Source organism: Anaerobiospirillum sp. NML120511 (assembly GCF_023050955.1).
GTDB lineage: Bacteria > Pseudomonadota > Gammaproteobacteria > Enterobacterales > Succinivibrionaceae > Anaerobiospirillum.
Genome location: NZ_JALKIK010000022.1, coordinates 1 through 21,309 on the forward strand (window position 1 = coordinate 1; position 21,309 = coordinate 21,309).

The 21,309-nt window shown below is 52.4% G+C and carries 9 protein-coding genes; 6 read left to right on the plus strand and 3 right to left on the minus strand.

Going from position 1 to position 21,309, the window contains the following annotated elements:
- Positions 1 to 908 precede the first annotated feature (908 nt).
- The 3 genes from MXE39_RS07560 to MXE39_RS07570 form a co-directional block, all read right to left on the minus strand.
- Positions 909 to 1,817 carry a flagellin gene (locus tag MXE39_RS07560; RefSeq protein ID WP_246977981.1) on the minus strand — a complete coding sequence of 303 codons (909 nt, stop codon included), beginning with the start codon at positions 1,815 to 1,817 and terminating at the stop codon, positions 909 to 911.
- A 668-nt stretch (positions 1,818 to 2,485) separates the two neighbouring features.
- The gene (locus tag MXE39_RS07565; protein WP_246977982.1) at positions 2,486 to 5,101 is read right to left on the minus strand and encodes a hypothetical protein; all 2,616 of its coding nucleotides are present in this window, start codon (positions 5,099 to 5,101) and stop codon (positions 2,486 to 2,488) included.
- A gap of 2,017 nt (positions 5,102 to 7,118) precedes the next feature.
- Entirely contained in the window at positions 7,119 to 11,288 is a 4,170-nt protein-coding gene (locus MXE39_RS07570) for a hypothetical protein (RefSeq protein WP_246977983.1), read from the minus strand.
- Between the two features lie 1,164 nt (positions 11,289 to 12,452).
- Here MXE39_RS07570 and MXE39_RS07575 point away from each other — a divergent pair.
- The 6 genes from MXE39_RS07575 to MXE39_RS07600 all read left to right on the plus strand — a co-directional run bounded on the left by MXE39_RS07575 (position 12,453) and on the right by MXE39_RS07600 (position 21,225).
- Complete coding sequence (locus MXE39_RS07575; protein ID WP_246977984.1) at positions 12,453 to 13,025, plus strand: GtrA family protein; 573 nt, start codon at positions 12,453 to 12,455, stop codon at positions 13,023 to 13,025.
- 2,506 nt (positions 13,026 to 15,531) lie between these two features.
- Positions 15,532 to 16,056 (plus strand): hypothetical protein, encoded by a 525-nt coding sequence (locus MXE39_RS07580; RefSeq protein ID WP_246977985.1) that lies wholly within the window; start codon positions 15,532 to 15,534, stop codon positions 16,054 to 16,056.
- A gap of 741 nt (positions 16,057 to 16,797) precedes the next feature.
- On the plus strand, positions 16,798 to 17,733 hold the full coding sequence (locus MXE39_RS07585; protein WP_246977986.1) for a flagellin: 936 nt from the start codon (positions 16,798 to 16,800) through the stop codon (positions 17,731 to 17,733).
- Between the two features lie 414 nt (positions 17,734 to 18,147).
- Positions 18,148 to 19,089 carry a flagellin gene (locus MXE39_RS07590; protein ID WP_246977987.1) on the plus strand — a complete coding sequence of 314 codons (942 nt, stop codon included), beginning with the start codon at positions 18,148 to 18,150 and terminating at the stop codon, positions 19,087 to 19,089.
- A gap of 137 nt (positions 19,090 to 19,226) precedes the next feature.
- Positions 19,227 to 20,150, plus strand: a complete 924-nt coding sequence (locus MXE39_RS07595; protein WP_246977988.1) for a flagellin — start codon at positions 19,227 to 19,229, stop codon at positions 20,148 to 20,150.
- A 139-nt stretch (positions 20,151 to 20,289) separates the two neighbouring features.
- A complete protein-coding gene (locus tag MXE39_RS07600; protein ID WP_246977989.1) occupies positions 20,290 to 21,225 on the plus strand; it encodes a flagellin in 936 nt (311 codons plus the stop codon).
- Positions 21,226 to 21,309: the final 84 nt, after the last annotated feature.

The following is a 21,309-nucleotide window of genomic DNA, read 5'->3' on the forward strand; positions in this document are numbered from 1 at the left end:
TGGTAGGTTGTAGTGAGCTGATTCTGCACATTATTCAGATATCTGCGGCCGTTCAGAGAGCTTATATTCGTATTGACGTATACAGCCATAGTGTTCTCCCCATCATGTATGTGAAATAGTAATAAAGCCCCTGAAACACGGGCCCTTATTAAGCTTAACGACTTTTCGCTATGACAAGTGTGTAATTCAGATTACACAAAATATAATCTTAAACAGATGCGAAAAACAGGCTCGTATAGATACAGCATTACAGCCTATGAATTCCTCTGTTAGCCTGATATTTAAGGGAATTTAGTTTTATTAGTTGCTAATGACTAATTTAAATTTTCTGTGCTCGCAGCTCATTAAGAACACTGCTTACTTCCCCCGCCAAAGCCGTAACTGCGTACTTCATAAGCCGAGTTAAGGTACCGCCATGGCCGTGTGACGCACATCAGACTCTCCTTAAGCCGTCGCGAACCCAGACATGCCCATATTCTTCCCTGCGTGCTTCACCGAGCCAAATAGAGAGGGAGGAGCGGATTTATGAAGTTCATGTCTACCTGTCAGGTCGTTATAAGCCTTAAGCGGCTTAACGAGTGCGCCTTTGATGCCACCTTACAGCCAGTAAGACAGCATATAAGGCGTTTTCATGCCGTTTTACTCCGGACCTGCACAAACCAGCAACACCGCTTCAAACCTGGAGGCCTCAACACCTCGACCCCTGTCAGGTACCAATCGAAAACTTGAACTCCATGCACGGTCCGATTTCAAATTCCGGGCACAAAAAAGCACCCCTTAGGGTGCTTTTTGCCCGATAGGCTTTATTCCAAAGTATGTCTGCAACTCGGAGCCCATGCTGAGAGCATAGAGGGCGCAAAGCTCTGACTGCATCAGCTGCTCTGTACCGCCTTATGCTGTGATTGCTCTTATCCTAACAGGGACAGACCCAGCTGAGGACGGGTGTTAGCCTGCATCAGCATGGAGGTAGCAGCCTGCTGAATAATGGACTGCTGTGACAGATTGGCTGATTCTTCTGCGAAGTCAGCGTCACGAATTCTGCTGCGGGCATCAGCCTGGTTGGCGGAAACGTTTGCCTGGTTGCGGATCGAACTCTCCAATCTGTTCTGGATTGCACCTAGTCCGGCACGCTGACCGTCAAGTGCACCAATCATCTTATCCATGGCGCCGATAACCGCCTGGGCACCAGCTGCAGTTGATAAAAGCAGCTTCTTTGTGGCGTCGAAGAAGTCTACGTTATCAAACTTTTTGTCTTTCAGACCGGCCAGCTCCATGAGCTTGGAGAAGTGGGCATTAGCAACGTCAAAAGAAATGGTATCGCCCTTATTGGCACCAACCTGCAGGGTGAGCTGGCCAGTTGAAACCTTGTCACCAACGAGCAGTCCGGTCTGCTTGGAGCCGTCGAGGACAAGTGCTCCACCAAATCTGGTCTGACCGGCAATACGGTCAATCTCGGCTACGAGGGCAGTGGCCTCGGTATCCAGAGCTTTACGATCAGCTTCTGTGTTGGTGCCGTTTGAGGCCTGTACTGCAAGGGTACGAATCTTCTGGAGCATGCCAGTCATTTCGTCCATGGCACCTTCAATGGTCTGGGCCAGAGCAATACCGTCAGAGGCATTGCGGTTACCCTGATTCAGGCCATTTATCTGGGTAGTTAAACGGCTGGAGATTTGTAAACCTGCTGCATCGTCCTTGGCGGAGTTGATTCTTAAGCCAGAAGAGAGTCTCTGATAGGTGGTTGTCAATTGGTTTTGAACGTTGTTCAGATATCTGCGGCCATTAAGTGAGCTCACATTGGTATTTACGTATACAGCCATAGTGTTTCTCCATCATATATAGCGAGACTCAAGAAGTCTGTAAATGTTGTGCTTATACACTTTAACGTTATTTCATTGCCTCTATGCATAATTTAGATTACACAGAATTTAAACTGCAAAAGATGCAGTTCATACAAGAATATAGATACGACAAGAAGTGTACAGAAAGTGCATTGCTCCGGGATTTTTGATCAAAATTTCAGCATGAATTAAATGTCGCCCCATCTAAATTCATCAAACTAACCGTGTCCCAAAATACCAATGAACACTGCTCCCAATATCGACCATTTGCTGAACCTTTATCTGTCTTTCCGCCTGCCTGAACCTTTCGTCAAGGACATACATAAGCCAGCATGCTCAAGCAAAAGAGCTCAGGACTCCTCATAGAGCATGTGCAGATGGTGGAGCAGTTAGTCAAGAGCTGGAGTTTTCACTGCACAAAGCTTTATGCACATTGCTCTGTTTTGCTCATTCGGCCACGTACTGGCAAGCATCTACAAGTTATGGCAGCATCCCACAGTACCTTTCAAATAGAGCATTCTCGATTTCGCCCCCTGTCGGGTACCCATCGAAACTTAAACACCTTGCGCGATACAGGTCCAAATTCCGGGCACAAAAAAGCACCCCTGAGGGTGCTTTTTGTGGCAGGTCCTGCATGGCCGGGAGCATCAGCGGCGGTTACCCTGCTGAGGGCGACGCTGCTGCTGGGCTGAGCCTGACTGACCGCCTGGACGGGCCTGGCTTTGGCCTTGCCCCTGTGGTCTTGGCTGAGCATTGCCGCCCTGGGCGTTAGCCTGATTTGGGTTCTGGCCTTTTCCAGGGCGCGCCTGGCCTCCCTGGCTGCCCTGACCTCCCTGTGCACGCTGGACCTGCTGGGCCTGTTGCTGGCCTTGTTGCTGGCCCGTGCCCTGGCCCTGGGCGGGTGAGCGGGCTCCAATGGTTGGAGCACGCTGGCCCATGCCGGCAGCGTTAAGCAGCTGCTGGCTGCGGGAGACATTGCCACGGTTGCCAGAGCCCTGAGATGAGCCTGACTGGCCAGGGCGGCCAGCAGTGCCGCTGCCAGGACGCATGCCCTGACCTTGCCCCTGGTTTGGCTGCCCCTGTGGGCGCTGTCCCATATTGCCCTGTGATGGCTGTGGCACAGGCTGGGTATTGATCATGCGGCCTGGACGGGAGCCCTGCTGCATTGGCTGACCTGACTGGCCCTGTGGGCGGCGTGCCTGTTGCTGGCCCTGCTGAGCCTGCTGTCCTTGCATACCCTGCAGATGCTGGCCCTGAGCCTGAGGCATGATCTGACGGCCCTGCTGGCCTGGCAGTGGCCCCTGACCAAGGCCGGTACGGCCCTGAGCAGCTCGCTGCTGGCCCTGTCCTGGGTGTCCCTGCAGTGCCATCTGGGCCTGAGGGCGGTTGCCGCCTGCCATCTGCTGGCCATGGGCCTGGCCCTGAGTGTTGCCGGGTAGCGGATTGCGGGCACGGATAACGTGCTCTGGCATTGGACGTGAGAACTTGCAGAACTGGCCACTGAGCGTACGGCGCTGGTTGAGCAGCACTGAAATTTCACGCTGGGCTCGGTCAAGCGGTGGCAGCCCCAGACTTTCAAAGAGGCTGTTCTCCCTTGGAGCGCGGGCCAGGAAGAAAGGTACATTCTGGGCGCCTGAGAGCCAGGTGGTCATGTGATCGCCTGGCTTTTTGGCATTCCATACGTTGATGAAATGCTGATCCATGTAGCCATGCAGACGCTGAGTAAGGCCTGATGGCGGCCAGCGGGTAAAGATACTGGAGGTATTGCCTCCGGCACGCGAGGTCTGAATGCTCTGGGAAGGGAAGATACGGGCCACTTCCTGAGCATTGAGATTCTCGTAGCACTGAAGCACGTAAGTTACCTGCTTCACGTCCTCACGGGAAAATTCGTTGCCACGTTCGCTGTAGGTGCGGGCAAACTGCTCACGCAGCTGCATACAGTGCTTCTTGTGCTGGTGCACGAGCTGGCTGTTGCGCATCAACTCCTCAGCACCATGGTAGTAAAGCTCCAGAATGAGTACGCCATACTGAGGGTTTACTATCACTACTGGCAGATGCTGACCATTGAGCTGCATGTCTACGATCAGGGCATCATTGCCGGTAATGTTGTGACAGAAGTATTCCTCAAGCATACGGGCCTTGAGGCTGATAAGCGGTCCCAGAGACTCAAGCGAGACAGCTGGACGGGCCGGGGCCTGAGGAGCAGGTTCCTGCTGACGTGGCTGAGGCTGGCTCATGGAGCGGCCGGTAGCGGCAGCAATAAGATAGGCAGCAGCCTCAGCGCCATCATCGTCACCAGATGAGCCCAGAGGTCCTCTGTTTGAGGTGGCTGCGGCCAGGGCAGCCAGCTCGGCAGCACTTTGTGAAGCTGGCATACCTGACTGAGCAGCACGGGCTGCAGCCACGGCGGCCTGCTGTACCTGCTGGAGCTGGGAGTGTACCTTGGCGGCAAAGTCAGCAGCCTTGGTAACAGTAGCTCTCTGAGGCTGGTCCGGTTCTACAGGTGAACGTTCCTGAGCTGCTGGAGCAGAGCTTGCGTCATCCTGACCTTCTGGGTCATTGAGATCACGCATCATGCTCTGGTCGTCATCTTCAGGTGTACGTGGGGCGCGGGTTACCAGGGCTCTGTGAGGTGATGATGGTGGAATGGTAGCCACCATTTCAATTAGGGGTGCGGGGATAACCTCATCGCGCTGCGGCTCTTCGTACTGTGAGCTGCGACCATAAGAGTCACCTGGGGCCGGGATCTTGCCGGCACGGTGTGCGGCCATAAATGAGGCCAGATCGGCTGCCTGTGACTCCTCACCCCAGCTGCCACCTTCGCCCCCGGCGGACCTTTCATCATCAAGAGAGATGAAGGACGGACCACTGCCAGTGCTAAAGGACTGAATACCATTGTCCTTAAGGCTGGAACTCTGATCGGCGCTTAATGCTGAGGAGGAATCGGCTGATGATGCTGATGAGGATGAATAGGATGAGGAATTCATGCCCATGGAACTGCTGTCTCCAGTGCCTGTTGCCATGGAGTCAGAGGAATCCTGAGCTGAAGAATAGGAGTGGTCAGAAGCATACTGATCGCGTGAGGCAGCCTCGGCAGCAGCAGCGATTTCATCGCGGCGGGCCAGCTGGCTGTCACCTGTGGACCAGGTATCGGTGGTTGTCGGCCAGGCTGGCTGTCCGCGCGGAAAAGTCAGGCGTGCAGAAGCAGCGCTGCTTCGAGAAGAGCGCTGAGCACCAAAGCGCTCATCATACCTGCCTTTCACTCTGATATCTCCGGATAGTCCAAGAAAGTTCTGACGTTGAGCACGCACTCAGGCCGCAAGGGACCGACAGCGCAGTATCTGTCCATGCCTGCAGGGCATGACAGTGCGCTGACAGCCATGTTGAGGCTGCCCGTGCCGTGGACAGACAAGGGCTTACGTCCTGTCTGAGTTGAACTGATTGTTGCAGAGGCTCTAAATTTCAGGAGAGACCTCTGTTGTTATTCTGTACAAAAGCTGAACCTGTCAGCTGTCAGTGATGCCTTTAATGCCGACCGCAGCAGCTTGAGGCCATATGGCCCTGCCCCTGCCCGTCTGAAAGCAAAAAGCCCAATGCCTGATACCAGGCCCCGCAGCCCAGTGACCACAGTACTGTGACCACAGCCCTGTTACCAGGTGCCCGATGCTGGGAATCTGGACAGGCCCAGGCCCAGGCCCAGTTCCTGTGCAGTCCTGGGTCAGCTCAGCTGCGCAGTTAACAGCTTAACCCGCAGCTAACTGCAGGACAGCCCCGCAGGGCAGGCTGTGGCACTGGTGCCAGGGTCCGATGGCCTGTGATGGCCATCCGGGGCTCAAATGCAACACAGCTGCAAAACAGCATTGCGACATTATGGCATTAATACCGTACGCGGCAGGAGCATATGCTCCGCATCGGCGAAGAAAAGACTGGTTTACCTGTTTACTGATAACAATGCATTAATGACCTGGCTCCATTATGGAGCAGGCATCAACGAATGCCATCAGGCCAGTCTTAAAAAAATGGTACTTTCAGGTGACATAAGCGCACTTTAAGTACCGAGTGAGGAAAGTCATATCCACAGCAATAAAAAAACTGCGGTGATTTCCCATCATATTAAAACTCAGTCTGCTAATTGTAAGGAAAAGGACAGCAATATGCCACACTTTGGCGCATAAAAGGCCTCCTGCCCCGGGTGTAAAGGAGCGCAGTCAGTCCTGCACTCTCCGCCATAGTCCTGAGTGAGCTGCGTAAAATAGCACAAAACGAGCGCCCTGCACCCCACCAAATCCCACTAAAAGCCCAGTTAGCTTCCTCACGGGCGTGCCTTGAAAAAGTGCACTGCCGCCAAGGCTGCAGCTCCCGCCAAACCCTGCCAGTCCACCCCTGCTCAGCCTGCCTGCCATACCTGCGCTTATCAGACATGCCATGCGCTGCGCTGCCTTGAACTGTCATGCGCTGACAGTGCCAGGTTCAGCAATACAGCTACTGCGGCTGATTTCCTTCCAGGGATGACAGGCTTCCTGCCTGACAGCCTTGCATCATGCTGAGGGACGCATGATGCTTGCCGCGTGCTGCATGGTGCAGGCTGCCTTTGCCTTGCTAAAAGCATTGCCTGTAACCATAGTTTTCATGGCACCGGCCCCTGGCAGCAGGCTCTTTGCCGCCCAGTATGCATTGTGCTCAGATAGCAATAATACCGACTGGGGCTGACTGCTCAGCTGTCCAGCAGCATTAACAAGGTCAGTTTCAAGAAGGACGAATATGCTTGCCCTGTTGAAGCCAGGCCGCATGACATATGGGAACCGGACAGCTGTAGAGAAACAGGTCACGGCTGGCGCGCCAGCAAACCAGCCAGGCTGGATGACTTGAGAGTTGAATCTCGAGTCGTAGCGTTAGCCAGAGCAGGCATGGATGCACGGATGAATGGCTGCATGTTAAGGTCAGCCCCAATTGCTAGCCTGAGTATCAGTCAGGCATCCATGCGGGTGATGACCCCTGCTGCAAGGCTGGGCACAGCGCGTGTCAGTCGGTGGACTGAGTTACGGCTGATGACGGCAGACGGTGAGAGACAAATAACGGTCACGCCGCAACCGTGGCTGAATATGGCCTGACGTGCCCCGCTGCCCTTAATTACTGGTCAGTCTGGTACCAGTTGTAAAGGGACTGTGGTGCGCGAGCAGTAAGGCCCCTGAGACCTGAGGCGCTCCCTGGTCTGGTGCGGGCCTGTTTTTAGGCAGCACCTATGCCAGCGACTACCGTGACGGCAGCAGATGCCGCTGCTTAATCATTATCTGCCGCATCTGAGGCGGCTGCGGTTGCTTTGGTCCTGGCAGTCCTGGTCGTCCTGGCAGTTCTGGTGGTGCTGGCGGCCCTCTTTCCTGATCGGCTCCTCGTGCCTGATGGGGCTGCACCTGTGTCTGCAGCAGAGGCTGCAGATCCTGTTTTATCAGCAGACGCTGACGCAGCCTTTCCAGTGGCGGTACTCCTGGCTGTGGCTGACCGTTTGGAGGCAGATGCCGGAGCGTCGGGGCCTGGGGATGAGGCAGCAGCCGGGCTGCCAAAGAGCCCCATAGCCTCATAATCAGTATGAACTACAGGGGTCAGGTCAAAGCTCATATTGAGCAGGTCTTCAGCCGATGGCATATCCCCGGATGAAGCTGGTGATGATGCTGTTGACGAAGCAGGGGCACAAGCGGAGTCAGGGGAGCCTGCCATGTCTGCACCACAGGCTGAGGCCAGTGTGTCTGCCCAGAAGGCGATGCCTGAAAGACTTCCTGCTCCAGACCCGGCGGCTGAGGCCCGGGCAGCTGTGTCTGATCCGGAAGTTGCCGGGTAATCCTTTGTATTGAGCCTGCTGCCGGCAGCAGCATTCAAGCCGCCTGAGATAGCGCTGGCACCTTCAGAACGGCTGTTTCTGCCCTGGCGGGTGCCGGACTTGCCCGTAGCTGTTTGAGATGCTGCAAACGAAGATGATGCTGAGGCAGAGGCTGTCCGGGATCTGGACTTGCCACTGGTGGCTGCCTTACGGTCTCTGTCATCCTCTCGCCATGAGCCAATACCGGCAATGCCTACCAGGCCGGTATTGCCACCTGAGCGTGGTCTGAGGCTCAGTCGTCCTGAGCTCCTGCCACTGTCTGCAGCGCTGCCAGAGGCAGCGCCAGCAGCTGCGCTGTATGCAGCACGGCCAGACGGGCTCAGTGGGGCATTGCCCATGGAGCTGTCAGCTGCGTCAGCAGCTGGGTAAGCATCCGGAGCACAGGCCGGAGCTGAGTTGCTCAGGCGGCCGGCCTCTGGTCCGTAGAGGAAGTGAGGAGTAGCGCAGCCTGACAGGGCGCACATGGTAATGCGTTTGATGTTAAGGCTGTCCAGACGGCCAAGGCGTGACCACTGATCAGCAATATAGGCAAAGCTGTCATAGTCATAGACCAGAAAGTCCACTATCAGGGAGCGATCAGTCTGAGTCCAGCCCAGATAGAGGGCGGACAGATCATGACTGCTGTTGCTGTTTACCTCACCAAGGGTCTTACGCTCCGAGGCCAGCACCGGACGGTTAAAGCGCAGATCAATGGCAGCAGCACGGCAGTCATGGCCTGCCTTGCCGTCTCCGGCTGCTCCAGTGGATCTGGCGGCTGCCTTGCCGGCAGTGCCGTCCTTTGAGTCTGTGGTCTTGCCACTGGCAGCGCGAGCCGGGCTGGCGGAGTCATAGTCGAGAGGCTGGGCTGGCAGATCGGACTGCAGGGCTCTGATGAGCATGAGCAGCTCATCAGGCAGTACCATACGGCCAGTTTTGCCCACTGTCTTGCCATCTGTCTTGCCTGCTGCTTTGCTCGCTGCTTTGCCGGCTGTGCTGCTCTTAATGGCCATGCCTGGAGTAAGGCCAGAATCATCAGCCAGAGGCTGATTGAACTCTATCACCACATAATGCAGGCTTAAACCTGCCTGCCAGGCAATCTGCTGATGGTAAGGATGCAGTATGTACAGCAGCTGAGCTGAATCAACTGGTAACAGGCTGCTCATGGCCTCAATCTGCAGGGCTGCAGCCAGCGGGCTGGACCATGAACGAGGGTTGATGCGCCTTGGGCACATAACATCTTCAGGGAAGTTAAGACGCCAGCTGTGATAGCGCAATATGAGCATATTGAGCCAGTCCATCACGGCAGCGTCACTGTATACGCGCCTGCCAGCTTTAAGCGCAAGAGCGTTGCCGGAGGTACGCCACTGCAGCTCTTCATGCATGCTCAGTACATAAGGGGCTCCAGGATAACGTGTTACCGGAAGGGTCATATTGTCGTAACTCATACCCCTGTCACGCACCTTGACTCTCTGGTCAAGATCACCACAGCCCTGGTTTTGAGTCCCGTCATTGACACGGAATTTTCTGACCAGCTCCCTGACAGTGCGACTGCCAAAGCCGCGTATTTTTATATCGTATTCAGGGATGTCATAAATAATGACATCGTTTTCAAGATATCTTTCGTCTTCCAAAAGGGCAGCAATACTCTGTCTGTCAGGGTCGATTTCGTCATATTTGCCCTGGTCGCAGAAATAGCGAACCATGGCATAAAGTGAAAAATCAGGCGAACAAAATGGCATCTCACCATCGGTCAGAGTGCCAAAAGGACAGCTTTTCTGGGCTTCCTCCTCATACTGCCTTACTTTAAGACATTTTGTGATCGCCTCGCGCACAGTGGGGGCGTCAGGATAACGGCTGGCGATCTCTGGTAAATCCCAGTAGACAGCCCTGAGCAGGGATACTCGTGCCCCAGGATTAGAGTCATAGAGCATCTGGTATTCATTAAGAGATTCTTGGCTGACAGCGATCCTGTGAAATTGTCCATGAAGCTCATACCAGGCAATAATCCTGTATAGATCAGTCTCCCTTTTGCCGGCAGCTTTAATAACATCCTGGGCACCTGGCAACCGGCCGTAAAAACTGACATCACTATTGCGCTTGTGATAGTTATGCCTGTTGTACTGAGGGCCACAACGTTCAAGGTACAGGTAATTATAAGAGGTCTCCGGGAGGGCACTTTCTGGCCTGCTTCTGGCCGGAACTTTTACCTTTTGTTCGAGGCTGGTATTTTTAGTTTTGAACTGCTCATACTGTTCAAAACTGCAACGCAGCATACCCTCAGGAGCAACAGCCTTTGATACCTCCTTATCAGCAAAGTCATCATCACTGACTTGCAGAGTAATAACATCTGAAAGGGCGGCATTAACGATGTGGGCAAAGCGCCTTGCAATAACAAGGCGCAGAGCATTACTCCAGGAAAGCGACTGATTTTCAGTGACAACCTTATTTTCAATACTGTCAATGCGATTGTCGGCAAAAGGCTCATTAAGAACAGTTAATGGTGTTCCGGGCTTCCATGGCAGGAGCTTAAAGCACACAGGGGAGTCAAGACGGGTGCTGGCAGCCTGACCACCTGAGACAAATGATCCTGATACCTGATGCATCTGAACGAAAGGGCAGAACTGGGCAAGCCACTGATTGAGATGCTGCTGGAGGCTGAGCATAATATTACTTGCTCTGGCCGCAGCTGTTCCCTTTGCAACCGGGGTGCGGCTGTTGCTGAAGCCTCCGGCAGCAGCTGCATTAATACATGCTTTGACATCAGGTTTTACCAGCTCGTCAAAGCTGCTGACCAGATCATGACGGGTAAGACACTGACCAGATGGAGTTGACGCAGCAGCGGCAATATCAGGCATAAGAGAATTTGCCAGAGTAAAAAGTCTGGAACATACTTCAGGAGTAGCGCCAAAGCTTTGCGGGAATACCAGCTTCTGCTCCTTCAGCTTTTTCATGGCTCTGTTTTGTTGTTCAGTGTAACGTTCGTAACACTTGAAGACCATAAAATCGGCACGGAAGTAACCACGGGCAACAGTAAAGGCATGCAGGGCAAGGCTGTCGGCTCCGGTCAGGAAGTACCACAGTCCCTTAAGATAGAAAAAGCCGCAGGAGTAGCCAAAGTAAGGTTCACACCTGTCAAAGAGCTCTTCTATTTGATTAAAGCCCGCAAATGCCTCAGCAAAGGTCCTGCCCTTTTCATCAACCAGCACGCCGTTTTCCGTCAGCACATAACATCCCATAATCATGGCTGTCAGATAGGCGTAGTCATACTCAGGTATCAGCCCCACGGTAACAAACCTGCAGTAGCGAGTATCAAGGAGCTTAAGATTACCCCAGCTGTAGAGACTGCCATTGATTATGCTGGCGGCCAGAGAGTAAAAGTCGTCCTTTCTGCTGCTGCTCGTTACGGGCAGGATCACATCCATAATGCATTCAACAGGAACGCTGCGGCCAGTCCAGCGTGCTTCAGTTGGAGGATGGTCATATTGCTGATATGAAGCCAGCTCATCGAAGTACCTGGAATCGGCAGCATCTTTAATATCGAAGTCACCATCATCAGGCCACTGCCAATTTTCCTTGTCGCCATCAAAACCGTTCATACGCGCCTCTGACCCAGAATAAAATCAAGGCGCCTATTTTACCAAAAAAGTCCCGCCCTCCCCCAACCACACGCACCCTGCAGCGCGGGCATCCCGCAGCGCGCAGCCCGCAGCACGCTCACCTTCCGCGTCCTCGCACCCGGCCGGCACTTTATTCGGATTCTTGACCCGGCAGAGGCCTGCCAGGCAATAGTCAAAGAACACTGACGCCAAAGTCCCAGGGATAAAGTCCCTTTGAATTTGCCCTGCGCCATGGGTTGAGCAGCTGACTTGCTGGGTGACTGGCTTGACAGCTGTCTGGATGCATGGGCCACTGCCCTGCTTGATGCCTGCTTGAATGACTGAGTGACTGAGGCGGTAACGGACAGGAGTACCAAAAGCTTGCATACAGCAAACTAAAGGGTATCAACCATGCTCCGCAGAAAGGCGGTCACTGGCACGATTCACCAAACCTCTTATCCCTTCCGCTGCTGCCACTGTTACAGGGTGGCTTTTAGCGGCAAACTGCCTGACACGCCGCAGTACTGCTTCCGGTGCAGGCAGGGGGCTGTACTGGCTGGCTGGTAAACAGCGGACAGGACAGCATAGTCAATGGATAAGCTATTGAGCTTTTGCCATGGCATTGACCTCTGACTACGCTGATGGCCCCGAGCTGAGGCTGCACCGGCAACGACACAGCATGGCGGCCGGCAATGTTATTTGCCATGCAGCCAGTCATGAATGCAGGCGGGCTGCGGGCATAAATGCATGCTCCCATGTGAGCAAAGCATGTTTCCCGGTCTGTTGCGGCGACTTTAACCGCCCAGTGGGTGAGGTAAAGGTCAGCGTGACACCTGCGCAGGGTGCAGCGTCATGACAGGACGCTTATCTTTTGCGTATGACTGGAATGAAAGGCTGTTTTCAGGCATGATATCGACCTGAGCTCCTGTTCACTTGCTTAAATTAAGCCTTAATACGGACGGCAGGAATGCTTTTTCCGTTTTATCAGGCAGCAGATACTGATTCCATAATCAGGACCTTATCTCGGCCCTCACACAGTACGACCTGAGCTTTCCCTCCACCAGTGCAGATCTGTCCCTGGGCAGGCTGCCGATGCCGGACCTGTGAGGCTATAAGATCTCAGAGGCTGATGTTTTTCAGGACAATTATCTTTCGGGTGATTTGATGACCAGTAAACCCCATAACAGCAAGCTGTTCCGTCAGATTATGCGCTTTGCCGTAGTAGGCGGTCTTTCCTTTGTTATCGACTTCACTTTACTGCTGGTGCTGACCGAATATGTCGGTCTGAACTATCTGACCTCGGCAACCATATCCTTTATTGCATCAGTAATAGTCAACTACATACTGAGCATTGCCTGGGTATTCACAGCCCGCAAGAATGTCACAAGAACCCGTACCCGCAGTGCCCTTGAGGTAGTACTGTTCTTCGTACTGGCCGTATGCGGTCTGTTAATCAACAACGGCATTATGTGGGTAAGCGTAGAGGTTCTGGCTATCAGCTACATCACAGGTAAGCTCTTTGCCACAGCTGTGGTCATGGTCTTTAACTTCATCACCAGAAAGATCCTCATCGAAGGCCGCCTGCGCCACAGTCACGAACACGACCAAGGGCAGCCCGCCGCCCCTGCAGCTGACGCCGCAGGGCCATCCGTGACAGACACATCGTCCACTGCAGCATCTGCTCTGGAACCCCACAGCACTGCAGCCAAGGATGAGCAGAGCAGGGCCAATCCTTAGGCTGCGCCTGATGCTCCTGCAGCTCAGCTATCCCGACTCCATCGCGGAGCCATCACGGCTGGCAAAACCACAGCATAAGCCCGGGCAACCAGGACAATCCCAAACCAGATAAGCAAGGCCCAGCCCAGACAAGCCCACCCCATAAGTCCAGTCACAATAAATCAATCTCACAGCAGCGCCACCCGGCGCTGTTGTGCTTTTCAGAACCTGCAAAGCCAGGCCTGGCTCAGCCAGGCAATGTAACGTCCAGGCAGCTTACCATCATCACTGCCATCACCCTGCCCTCTCCTTCCTCACTCTCGCACTCCTGAAGGCCATAAAGTCGCTGATTAAGGCCCGCAATTCAACGCCTTTGCGGAGCACCATGGTTCTGCCCGTCAATCCGAAACAACCTGGCAGTGCCGCGCTTCACCATTCAACGCCATGCCACGCCATGCCACGCCACACCATGACGTATCCTGTAATGCCTTAAATGACCTGCAGTCCCTTGCAATGCTATTATTACCTGGGCCCTTTCTGACAGGGTAAGACCTGGTAAAGCTTGGCAAGCAAGGATAAGACGTGATAACCATGTGCCGCGCGCGGTTCCAATTTGGACTTCACACCAGGAAAAGCGGCAATTCCAGTCAGGCACCACAAAGTGGTGCCGCCACTCAGCTCCAATGCTTAACTCGAAACTCCAGGCCTCCAGTCCCCAACTCGCAACTCCCAGCTACCAGACCCAACTTATAAATCTCAGCTCTTAACGCCCATCTGCTGACCTGCAGTTGAGGGCATGAAGTGCCGGGAGAGTATTACCTTTTTCTGCGGCATCTCTACATGGCCTGTACAGCTGTTCCTCAAGCTGCCAAGTCATGATGTGAGTAAGTGCCATTACTCTGTTTTTCTCTGTCTTAAAAGCCCGCCCAGACATATCTGTCCCGCAGCTCGGAAGCAAGGTCAGACATTTGTTTAGTCAATCGTCTCATGCCCTATCCGGGCCAAAGTGATAATTATTATCAACATTTGTAAAACGTCCTTTAAACACAATTATTTCGATAAACGGCGCACATCAGGGATTTATCAGGCTTCCTAGTTATAGCATCCATTAAAATGTGACGCGTAATTCAGGTCATTTTTCATCATGCAGGGGCTTGCCAATACAGGGCTAATAGCAACAATACAGTGCCGAACATTTACCCTGAGGACATTCAGCCTGTCCGGGACAGTGCGTGTAAAGCAGCATTCTGGTTAACCAGCAGTTCCGGCACAGACAGTCAAGGTCGCAGAACCTGGCAATCGTCAGTTCACCTGAAAAGATCTCGTGTGCCGGGAGCCTGGCCCCTGGCAAATGCCTCTTATAGCTGCACATAGCTCATGATCAAGTGCACCTGATCCAGGGCACCGGGTCCATGGTACCTGGTATTGTTCAAATGCCAGGCAGTAAGAGCAGCAGTCTGAAAATGACGCAGGTACTCTGACCGCAGTTGCACAACAGATAATAAGTGACACAACCAGCACTTCAGTTGCCAGGAACTGGACAGCCAGGCATTACACCGGTATGCTGCAACGATCACCTGGTTTACTGTGCCGATGTTATCTGTACTGCAAAGTGGCTCTGTTTTGAGCATAAATGCGATACCCGCCATGGAGACTGGACATGTGGTGAGTACCAGTTCTTATAAGGCAGGAAGCAGTAAACCTCTGCTGAACCGTATTTTTACTGGGACAGCTATGACAACCAGACTGATATCCTCGGGAGCTCGTGTTTGTAATATGGCAATTAATACATGCCATACAGCCTGATAATCAAACTGCGGCAGTCTGTGCAGCTGTTGCCTTAAAGGCCATGTATCAAGACTTCAGGTTTAAATGAAAGCTGTCATGCAGCTGTCAGCCTGAGTCCTTAAAGAGCCGCCCACAGTACAGGCTCAAAGCTCATAAATATTGTTGCAGCTCATTAACCGGGTATTTGATGACCTGCTCAGCAGATCTGTGCAGATCAAGTTTCCATCGCTGATTCGGGCAGCTATGCCCGTTACGAACAGATATACTATTTTTGCCCTGTGGCACTGCAGTACATTCATAAAATGCCGTTACACACGGATAAACCCTGCAGCCTTGCTGTCAGGAAGCCAGATAATGTATGTGGCCAGACCTGTCCATGGTCCCCATACTAAAAGCCATGTTTCGCTCACCTGTGAAGTCAGGACAGAACTGACCTGACAAGGCAGACCTGCCTTAACCGTTTAAGCGGCTGACAAGCCCTCATACGGCTGCCTGGGTAAACTTGATGCCATTGAAGACCTGCATTGAGCTTACTGAGCGAAATAACTGTACATGGAGAGAAATGTAAATGCGCTGGTCTTACGTGCTAATCATCCTTGGAATAAATGCCGTCTCTTTTGGCGTCCTGTACTTGACGCATACAGGGCTGGCCGCTCATATAATCATTCAGACCATTGTATTTATTGCAGGATTAATAGGCGTATCCTTATTCCATAAGTACAAAAGTACCCGCTTCCCTGTGCCATCTCCACAGATTCTGGCAAGCTATCGCAAGTACTACAGCCAGTGTGATTTCTTTGCCATGACCTCCCGTGGCAAGAAAGGCGGCCTGTACGACTTCTCCTCCAATGACATTCATCCGGCTCAGTGCTTTGACCATATCAGTGCTCTGCTTATGCACTCAAATCGCGAGGCCACCTTCACCCCTGGCCAGATCTGCGTGATTTCCGCCAGCTGGGCAACCACCATGCTCAAGGGCTGCCATGTAAACAACTACCCTCATATCGACACCCGCTACAAGCGCGATATGAACAAGGAGCTGTGCATTGGCGCATGCTATAACGGCATCTACCGTGCCCTGCAGCCTGACTTCTCTCCTACCGATGATGTTCAGTGGTGTATCGACAACGCCAACGTTGCCAACTACATCCTCAACATGCTTGAGTACTTCCAGCACCACCCTGCATTCTTCCTCAACGAGGCCAAAGGAACACTTGAGACCCTGGACAAGCTGCGCAAGTACCTCAAAGCCAAGATGAGCTGATAAAGCGCGGCAGACCCAACCATCAACGCCCCGAACTCCCCCGAGTCCGGGGCGTTGTGCATTCAGCCCCGGCACTTCAAACGCCCCATGGCTCACAACCAGACCAACAAACAGCATGCACTCAGCCACCAGCCCAAAAAGCCAACCAGCCAGTCAGCCCCCACCTTGGAGGACCAACCAGCACCTCACCGGCCGGGCCTGGCAAATAGTCATACCTCACGCAAAGAGCGGCCTGACCATGGGCCACATACAGCCGAAAAGTCATAGCAGAGTAAAGTCCATGATGCCGGGAGTATTAGAACACAGGAAAGTACTTGATGCCGGCAGTATCAGAGCACAGGGCAGGCCCTGATGCCGGAAGTGCCAGAACAAAGAAAAGGCCCCTGCTGCCAGAAGTAAGCAAAGGCAAGGACTGTGATGCCGGGAGTACTTGCCGCCTTTTGCCGTTGTATTGCCGCAGTAAATCACACCGGCAAACAGTTCAGCCAAAGGCGGCAAGCAGATACCTTACACAGGGCAGAAAATTCAGGATCCCACGTGCAGCATCAGGCCCCGGGATCACTGGATTTAAGCCTGTTTTACGCATTCTTTTTATCTTATCTATAGTGGCATATGCATTGCATGGTCAATTTTTGCCAGGATGACAAAATCGCTTACCATCCGGCCATACATGCTACCGAAGAGAGTTTATTCACAGAGCTCCTCCGGAAAAGAGAATTAGAGAGAAAGAGAGAATAGCGTATGGCACTTTACGTTAACACGAACGTCAGCAGCATTAATGCCCAGCGCAAACTGAGCAATGCTACGCTGAACCTCAATGTATCCTATCAGCGCCTCTCATCTGGCCTGAGAATTAACTCTGCCAAAGATGACGCCGCCGGTCTGCAGATATCAGACCGCCTCACAACCCAGATTAACGGTCTCAATCAGGGCAACCGCAACACCAATGACGGTATTGCCCTTGCCCAGACTATTGAAGGTGCTCTCGACGAGACCACCAACATGCTCCAGCGCATCCGCGTGCTGGCAGTCCAGTCAGCCAACGGCACCAACTCAGCTGCCGATCGCAAGGCCCTCCAGGAAGAAGTAACCCAGCTTTCCCAGGAAATCACCCGTATTGCCAAGCAGACCACCTTTGCTGGTCAGACCGTCATCAATGGCAAGTACAAGCAGAATACCAATGAAAATTCACTCATTCCTGCTGATGGTGTACTGAAGTTTCAGGTAGGCGCCAATGCTGGCAACACCCTGTCACTGAACTGGGGTGATGAGTTCACTTTAAGCGGCATTGCTCTTCAGGCCAAACTTAACCAGACTGATATTGATAATACAAAAGCCCCTGTAGGACTCGTAAAGAGCGGCGGTGCCATTCGTTTCTCTCTTTGTACTGCATCAACTGCAACCAACCTGCTTGCCAATGTGGACAAGCTTATTCAAGCTGTAGACTCACAGCGCGCTGCGCTGGGCGCTTTACAGAACAGAATGGAAAGCACTATCAGAAATCAGGCCAATATTTCTGAGAACCAGTCTGATGCCCGCAGCCGCATAAGAGACACAGATTTTGCCTCTGAAACAGCCGCGCTTACCCAGAATAACATTATCCAGCAGGCCTCGCAGTCTGTACTGGCACAGGCTAACCAGCGCCCAACTATTGCGCTGAGTCTGCTGGGACGATAAAGAATAATATTTCTATCTCTACTCTCTTTATCATCCTCTCTTATTTCAATATTTCTTAATATCGTGTCATGCCCCAGTATACAGTATGACTGGGGTATGTTTACTAAAGGGTTTTATAAAGTAAAACCCAAAGTGGACGCCCGGCGCCGTCGATGGCAGCCGTGCAGATAAAGCGATTTCAGAATAGACATATCCTTGTACGGAATTCTTTCTTTACTCTCTTTACCACTCTCTTATTTCAATAACATTAATCAATATCGTGTCATGCTTCAGTTCCAACAGTATGGCTGAAGCATGTTCCTATTCCCATAACTTGCAGCTCCCGGAATCGGGTGCAAGTTCAAAGCTGCGTTAACAGTTCAGAAAGCTACGGCATCTGTGCGCTGATACACGATTACAGAGGAGATACTTACTATGGCCTTATACGTAAACACGAATGTCAGCTCCATAAATGCCCAGCGCAAGCTGAGCAATGCCACCCTGAACCTGAACACCAGCTACCAGCGTCTCTCCTCAGGCCTGCGTATTAATTCTGCCAAGGATGACGCTGCCGGCCTGCAAATTGCCGACCGACTGACCTCCCAGATCAATGGCCTCAACCAGGGCAACCGTAACACCAATGACGGTATCGCCTTAGCCCAGACCATTGAAGGTGCACTTGACGAGACCACCAACATGCTCCAGCGCATCCGCGTGCTGGCAGTGCAGTCCGCCAACGGCACCAACTCCGATGCCGATCGTAAGGCTATTCAGGAGGAGGTTACCCAGCTTTCTCACGAAATTACCCGTATTGCAAAGCAGACCACCTTTGCTGGCCAGACCGTAATAAATGGCAAGTTAGTTACTGCCAATAACAAAAACCCAAACAGCTTAATCCCGGCTGATGGCAAGCTGGTATTCCAGGTTGGCGCCAACGCTGGCAACACACTGACCCTCGACTGGGGTTCAGAATTCACTCTGAGCGGCATTGCATCTCAAGCAGGCTTCAAGCAAGCAACTAATCTCACAAAAGATAACGGATTCACAAAAGATGCTGCAGCAGCTAATGCCATAATCTTCACCGTTACCTCCGCTGAAACTGCTACTAATGTGCTGAAGAACATTGATTCCCTTATTCAGGCAGTTGATTCCAAGCGCGCCGCACTAGGTGCAATGCAAAACAGAATGGAAAGCACCATTCGCAATCAGGCTAACATCTCTGAGAACCAGTCTGATGCCCGCAGCCGCATAAGAGACACAGACTTCGCTTCAGAGACTGCTGCTCTGACCCAGAACAACATTATTCAGCAGGCCTCCCAGTCCGTACTGGCACAGGCTAACCAGCGTCCAACTATTGCGCTGAGCCTGCTTGGCTAAACAATTTTTACTGCAGGTAATCATACCGGTTCCCTGCTTTCCTCTCCTGTTTCTATGCACGCAGTAGTACATACTGCGTTTAAACCTCTGTAGTCGATGGACGTGAGTCCTGAGAAAGGCAGATAAGTGAGCTACCAATGGCTTTATACGTTAATACAAACGTCAGTTCCATCAATGCCCAGCGCAAGCTGAGCAATGCCACCCTGAACCTGAATGTCTCCTATCAGCGCCTTTCTTCCGGTCTGAGAATCAACTCTGCCAAGGACGACGCTGCAGGTTTACAGATTGCTGATCGTCTGACCTCCCAGATCAATGGCCTCAACCAGGGCAACCGTAACACTAATGACGGTATTGCCTTAGCCCAGACCATTGAAGGCGCCATGGACGAGACCACCAACATGCTCCAGCGCATCCGTGTGCTCGCTGTTCAGTCCGCCAACGGCACCAACTCAGAGGCCGACCGCAAGGCCCTCCAGGAAGAAGTAACTCAGTTATCTGCTGAAATCACCCGTATTGCCCGCCAGACCACTTTCGCAGGCGAACAGGTACTGGATGGTGCCGGCAAGGGTCTTATCCCTGCTAAAAATCAAATGCTTAATTTCCAGGTAGGCGCTAACGCAGGCAACATCCTCGGCATTACTTTATCTCAGGGCTTTACACTTTGTGCCATTGCTGGAGGAGCTAAGGTTGATGTTCAAGATCAAGCTGCAAACTACTCTAAAACAGGTGTAGTAAAAAGCGCTGCTAATGGTCCGGTCAGATTCTCTATTTCTACTGCTGCTACTGCTACAGCAACTTTAGCAAATATTGATGCCTTAATTCAGAACATCGACTCTCATCGTGCCAACCTGGGCGCAATCCAAAACAGAATGGAGAGTACCATTCGCAATCAGGCCAATATCTCCGAGAATCAGTCTGATGCCCGCAGCCGCATAAGAGACACAGACTTCGCATCAGAAACTGCTGCTCTTACCCAGAACAACATTATTCAGCAGGCCTCCCAGTCTGTACTGGCACAGGCTAACCAGCGTCCAACTATTGCGCTGAGCCTTCTGGGCTAATCAAAACAGGCGGCCATTATGTTTTAGACAGTATGGCTGCCACTTTGAATTTGTATAGACGTAGCACACAGCCTACGTATCAATCTGCGATCAAATCAGACATTGGTCCAGACATAAGCAGATAAGAGAGAGTAAGAAAATGGCTTTATACGTTAATACGAACGTCAGTTCGATCAATGCCCAAAGAAAGCTGAGCAATGCGACTCTGAACCTCAATACCAGCTACCAGAGACTGTCTTCAGGTCTGCGTATTAACTCTGCCAAGGACGACGCTGCCGGCCTTCAGATTGCTGACCGCCTGACCTCCCAAATTAATGGCCTCAACCAGGGCAACCGTAACACCAATGACGGTATCGCTCTGGCCCAGACCATAGAAGGTGCTCTGGACGAAACCACCAACATGCTGCAGCGTATCCGTGTGCTGGCTGTTCAGTCTGCTAACGGTACCAATTCCCAGAAAGATCGTGACGCTCTTCAGGAAGAAGTAACTCAGCTATCAGCTGAAATCACTCGTATCGCTAAGCAGACAACATTTGCAGGTGATCAGGTGCTTGATGGCGCAGGCGCTGGCTTAATTCCTGGTACTGGCAACAACAAGGGCAAGATTGTTTTCCAGGTAGGCGCAAATGCCGGTAATACTCTTGATCTTAACTGGTCAGCCGCTTTCACCATGTCAGGTCTGGCAAAGCAGGCCGGAATTAACAACCCGGTAGCCAAGGATAATGGACTGCATAAACTCACCGATGCTTTCGGTACTGGCAAACATGATTATCGCTGGTCTGTATCCTCTGCAAGTACCTCTACAAAGACTCTCGAAAACATCGATAAGATGATCCAGGCCGTGGACTCCAAGCGCGCTAACCTGGGTGCTTTACAGAACAGAATGGAGAGCACCATTCGCAACCAGGCCAATATCTCTGAGAATCAGTCCGATGCCCGTAGCCGCATAAGAGACACAGACTTCGCATCAGAAACAGCTGCTCTTACCCAGAACAACATTATTCAGCAGGCCTCCCAGTCAGTACTGGCACAGGCTAACCAGCGTCCAACTATTGCGCTGAGCCTTCTGGGCTAATCAAACATGGCAGTCATTAAATTTAGAAAGTATGGCTGCCACATTGAATTTGTATAGACGTAGCACGCAGCCTACGTATAAATC

Coding starts and splice junctions, on each gene's coding strand:
- MXE39_RS07560 (WP_246977981.1), bottom strand. CDS start 1,817: ATGGCTGTATACGTAAATACCAATGTGAGCTCACTTAATGGCCGCAGA.
- MXE39_RS07570 (WP_246977983.1), bottom strand. CDS start 11,288: ATGAACGGTTTTGATGGCGACAAGGAAAATTGGCAGTGGCCTGATGAT.
- MXE39_RS07575 (WP_246977984.1), top strand. CDS start 12,453: ATGACCAGTAAACCCCATAACAGCAAGCTGTTCCGTCAGATTATGCGC.
- MXE39_RS07585 (WP_246977986.1), top strand. CDS start 16,798: ATGGCACTTTACGTTAACACGAACGTCAGCAGCATTAATGCCCAGCGC.
- MXE39_RS07590 (WP_246977987.1), top strand. CDS start 18,148: ATGGCCTTATACGTAAACACGAATGTCAGCTCCATAAATGCCCAGCGC.
- MXE39_RS07595 (WP_246977988.1), top strand. CDS start 19,227: ATGGCTTTATACGTTAATACAAACGTCAGTTCCATCAATGCCCAGCGC.
- MXE39_RS07600 (WP_246977989.1), top strand. CDS start 20,290: ATGGCTTTATACGTTAATACGAACGTCAGTTCGATCAATGCCCAAAGA.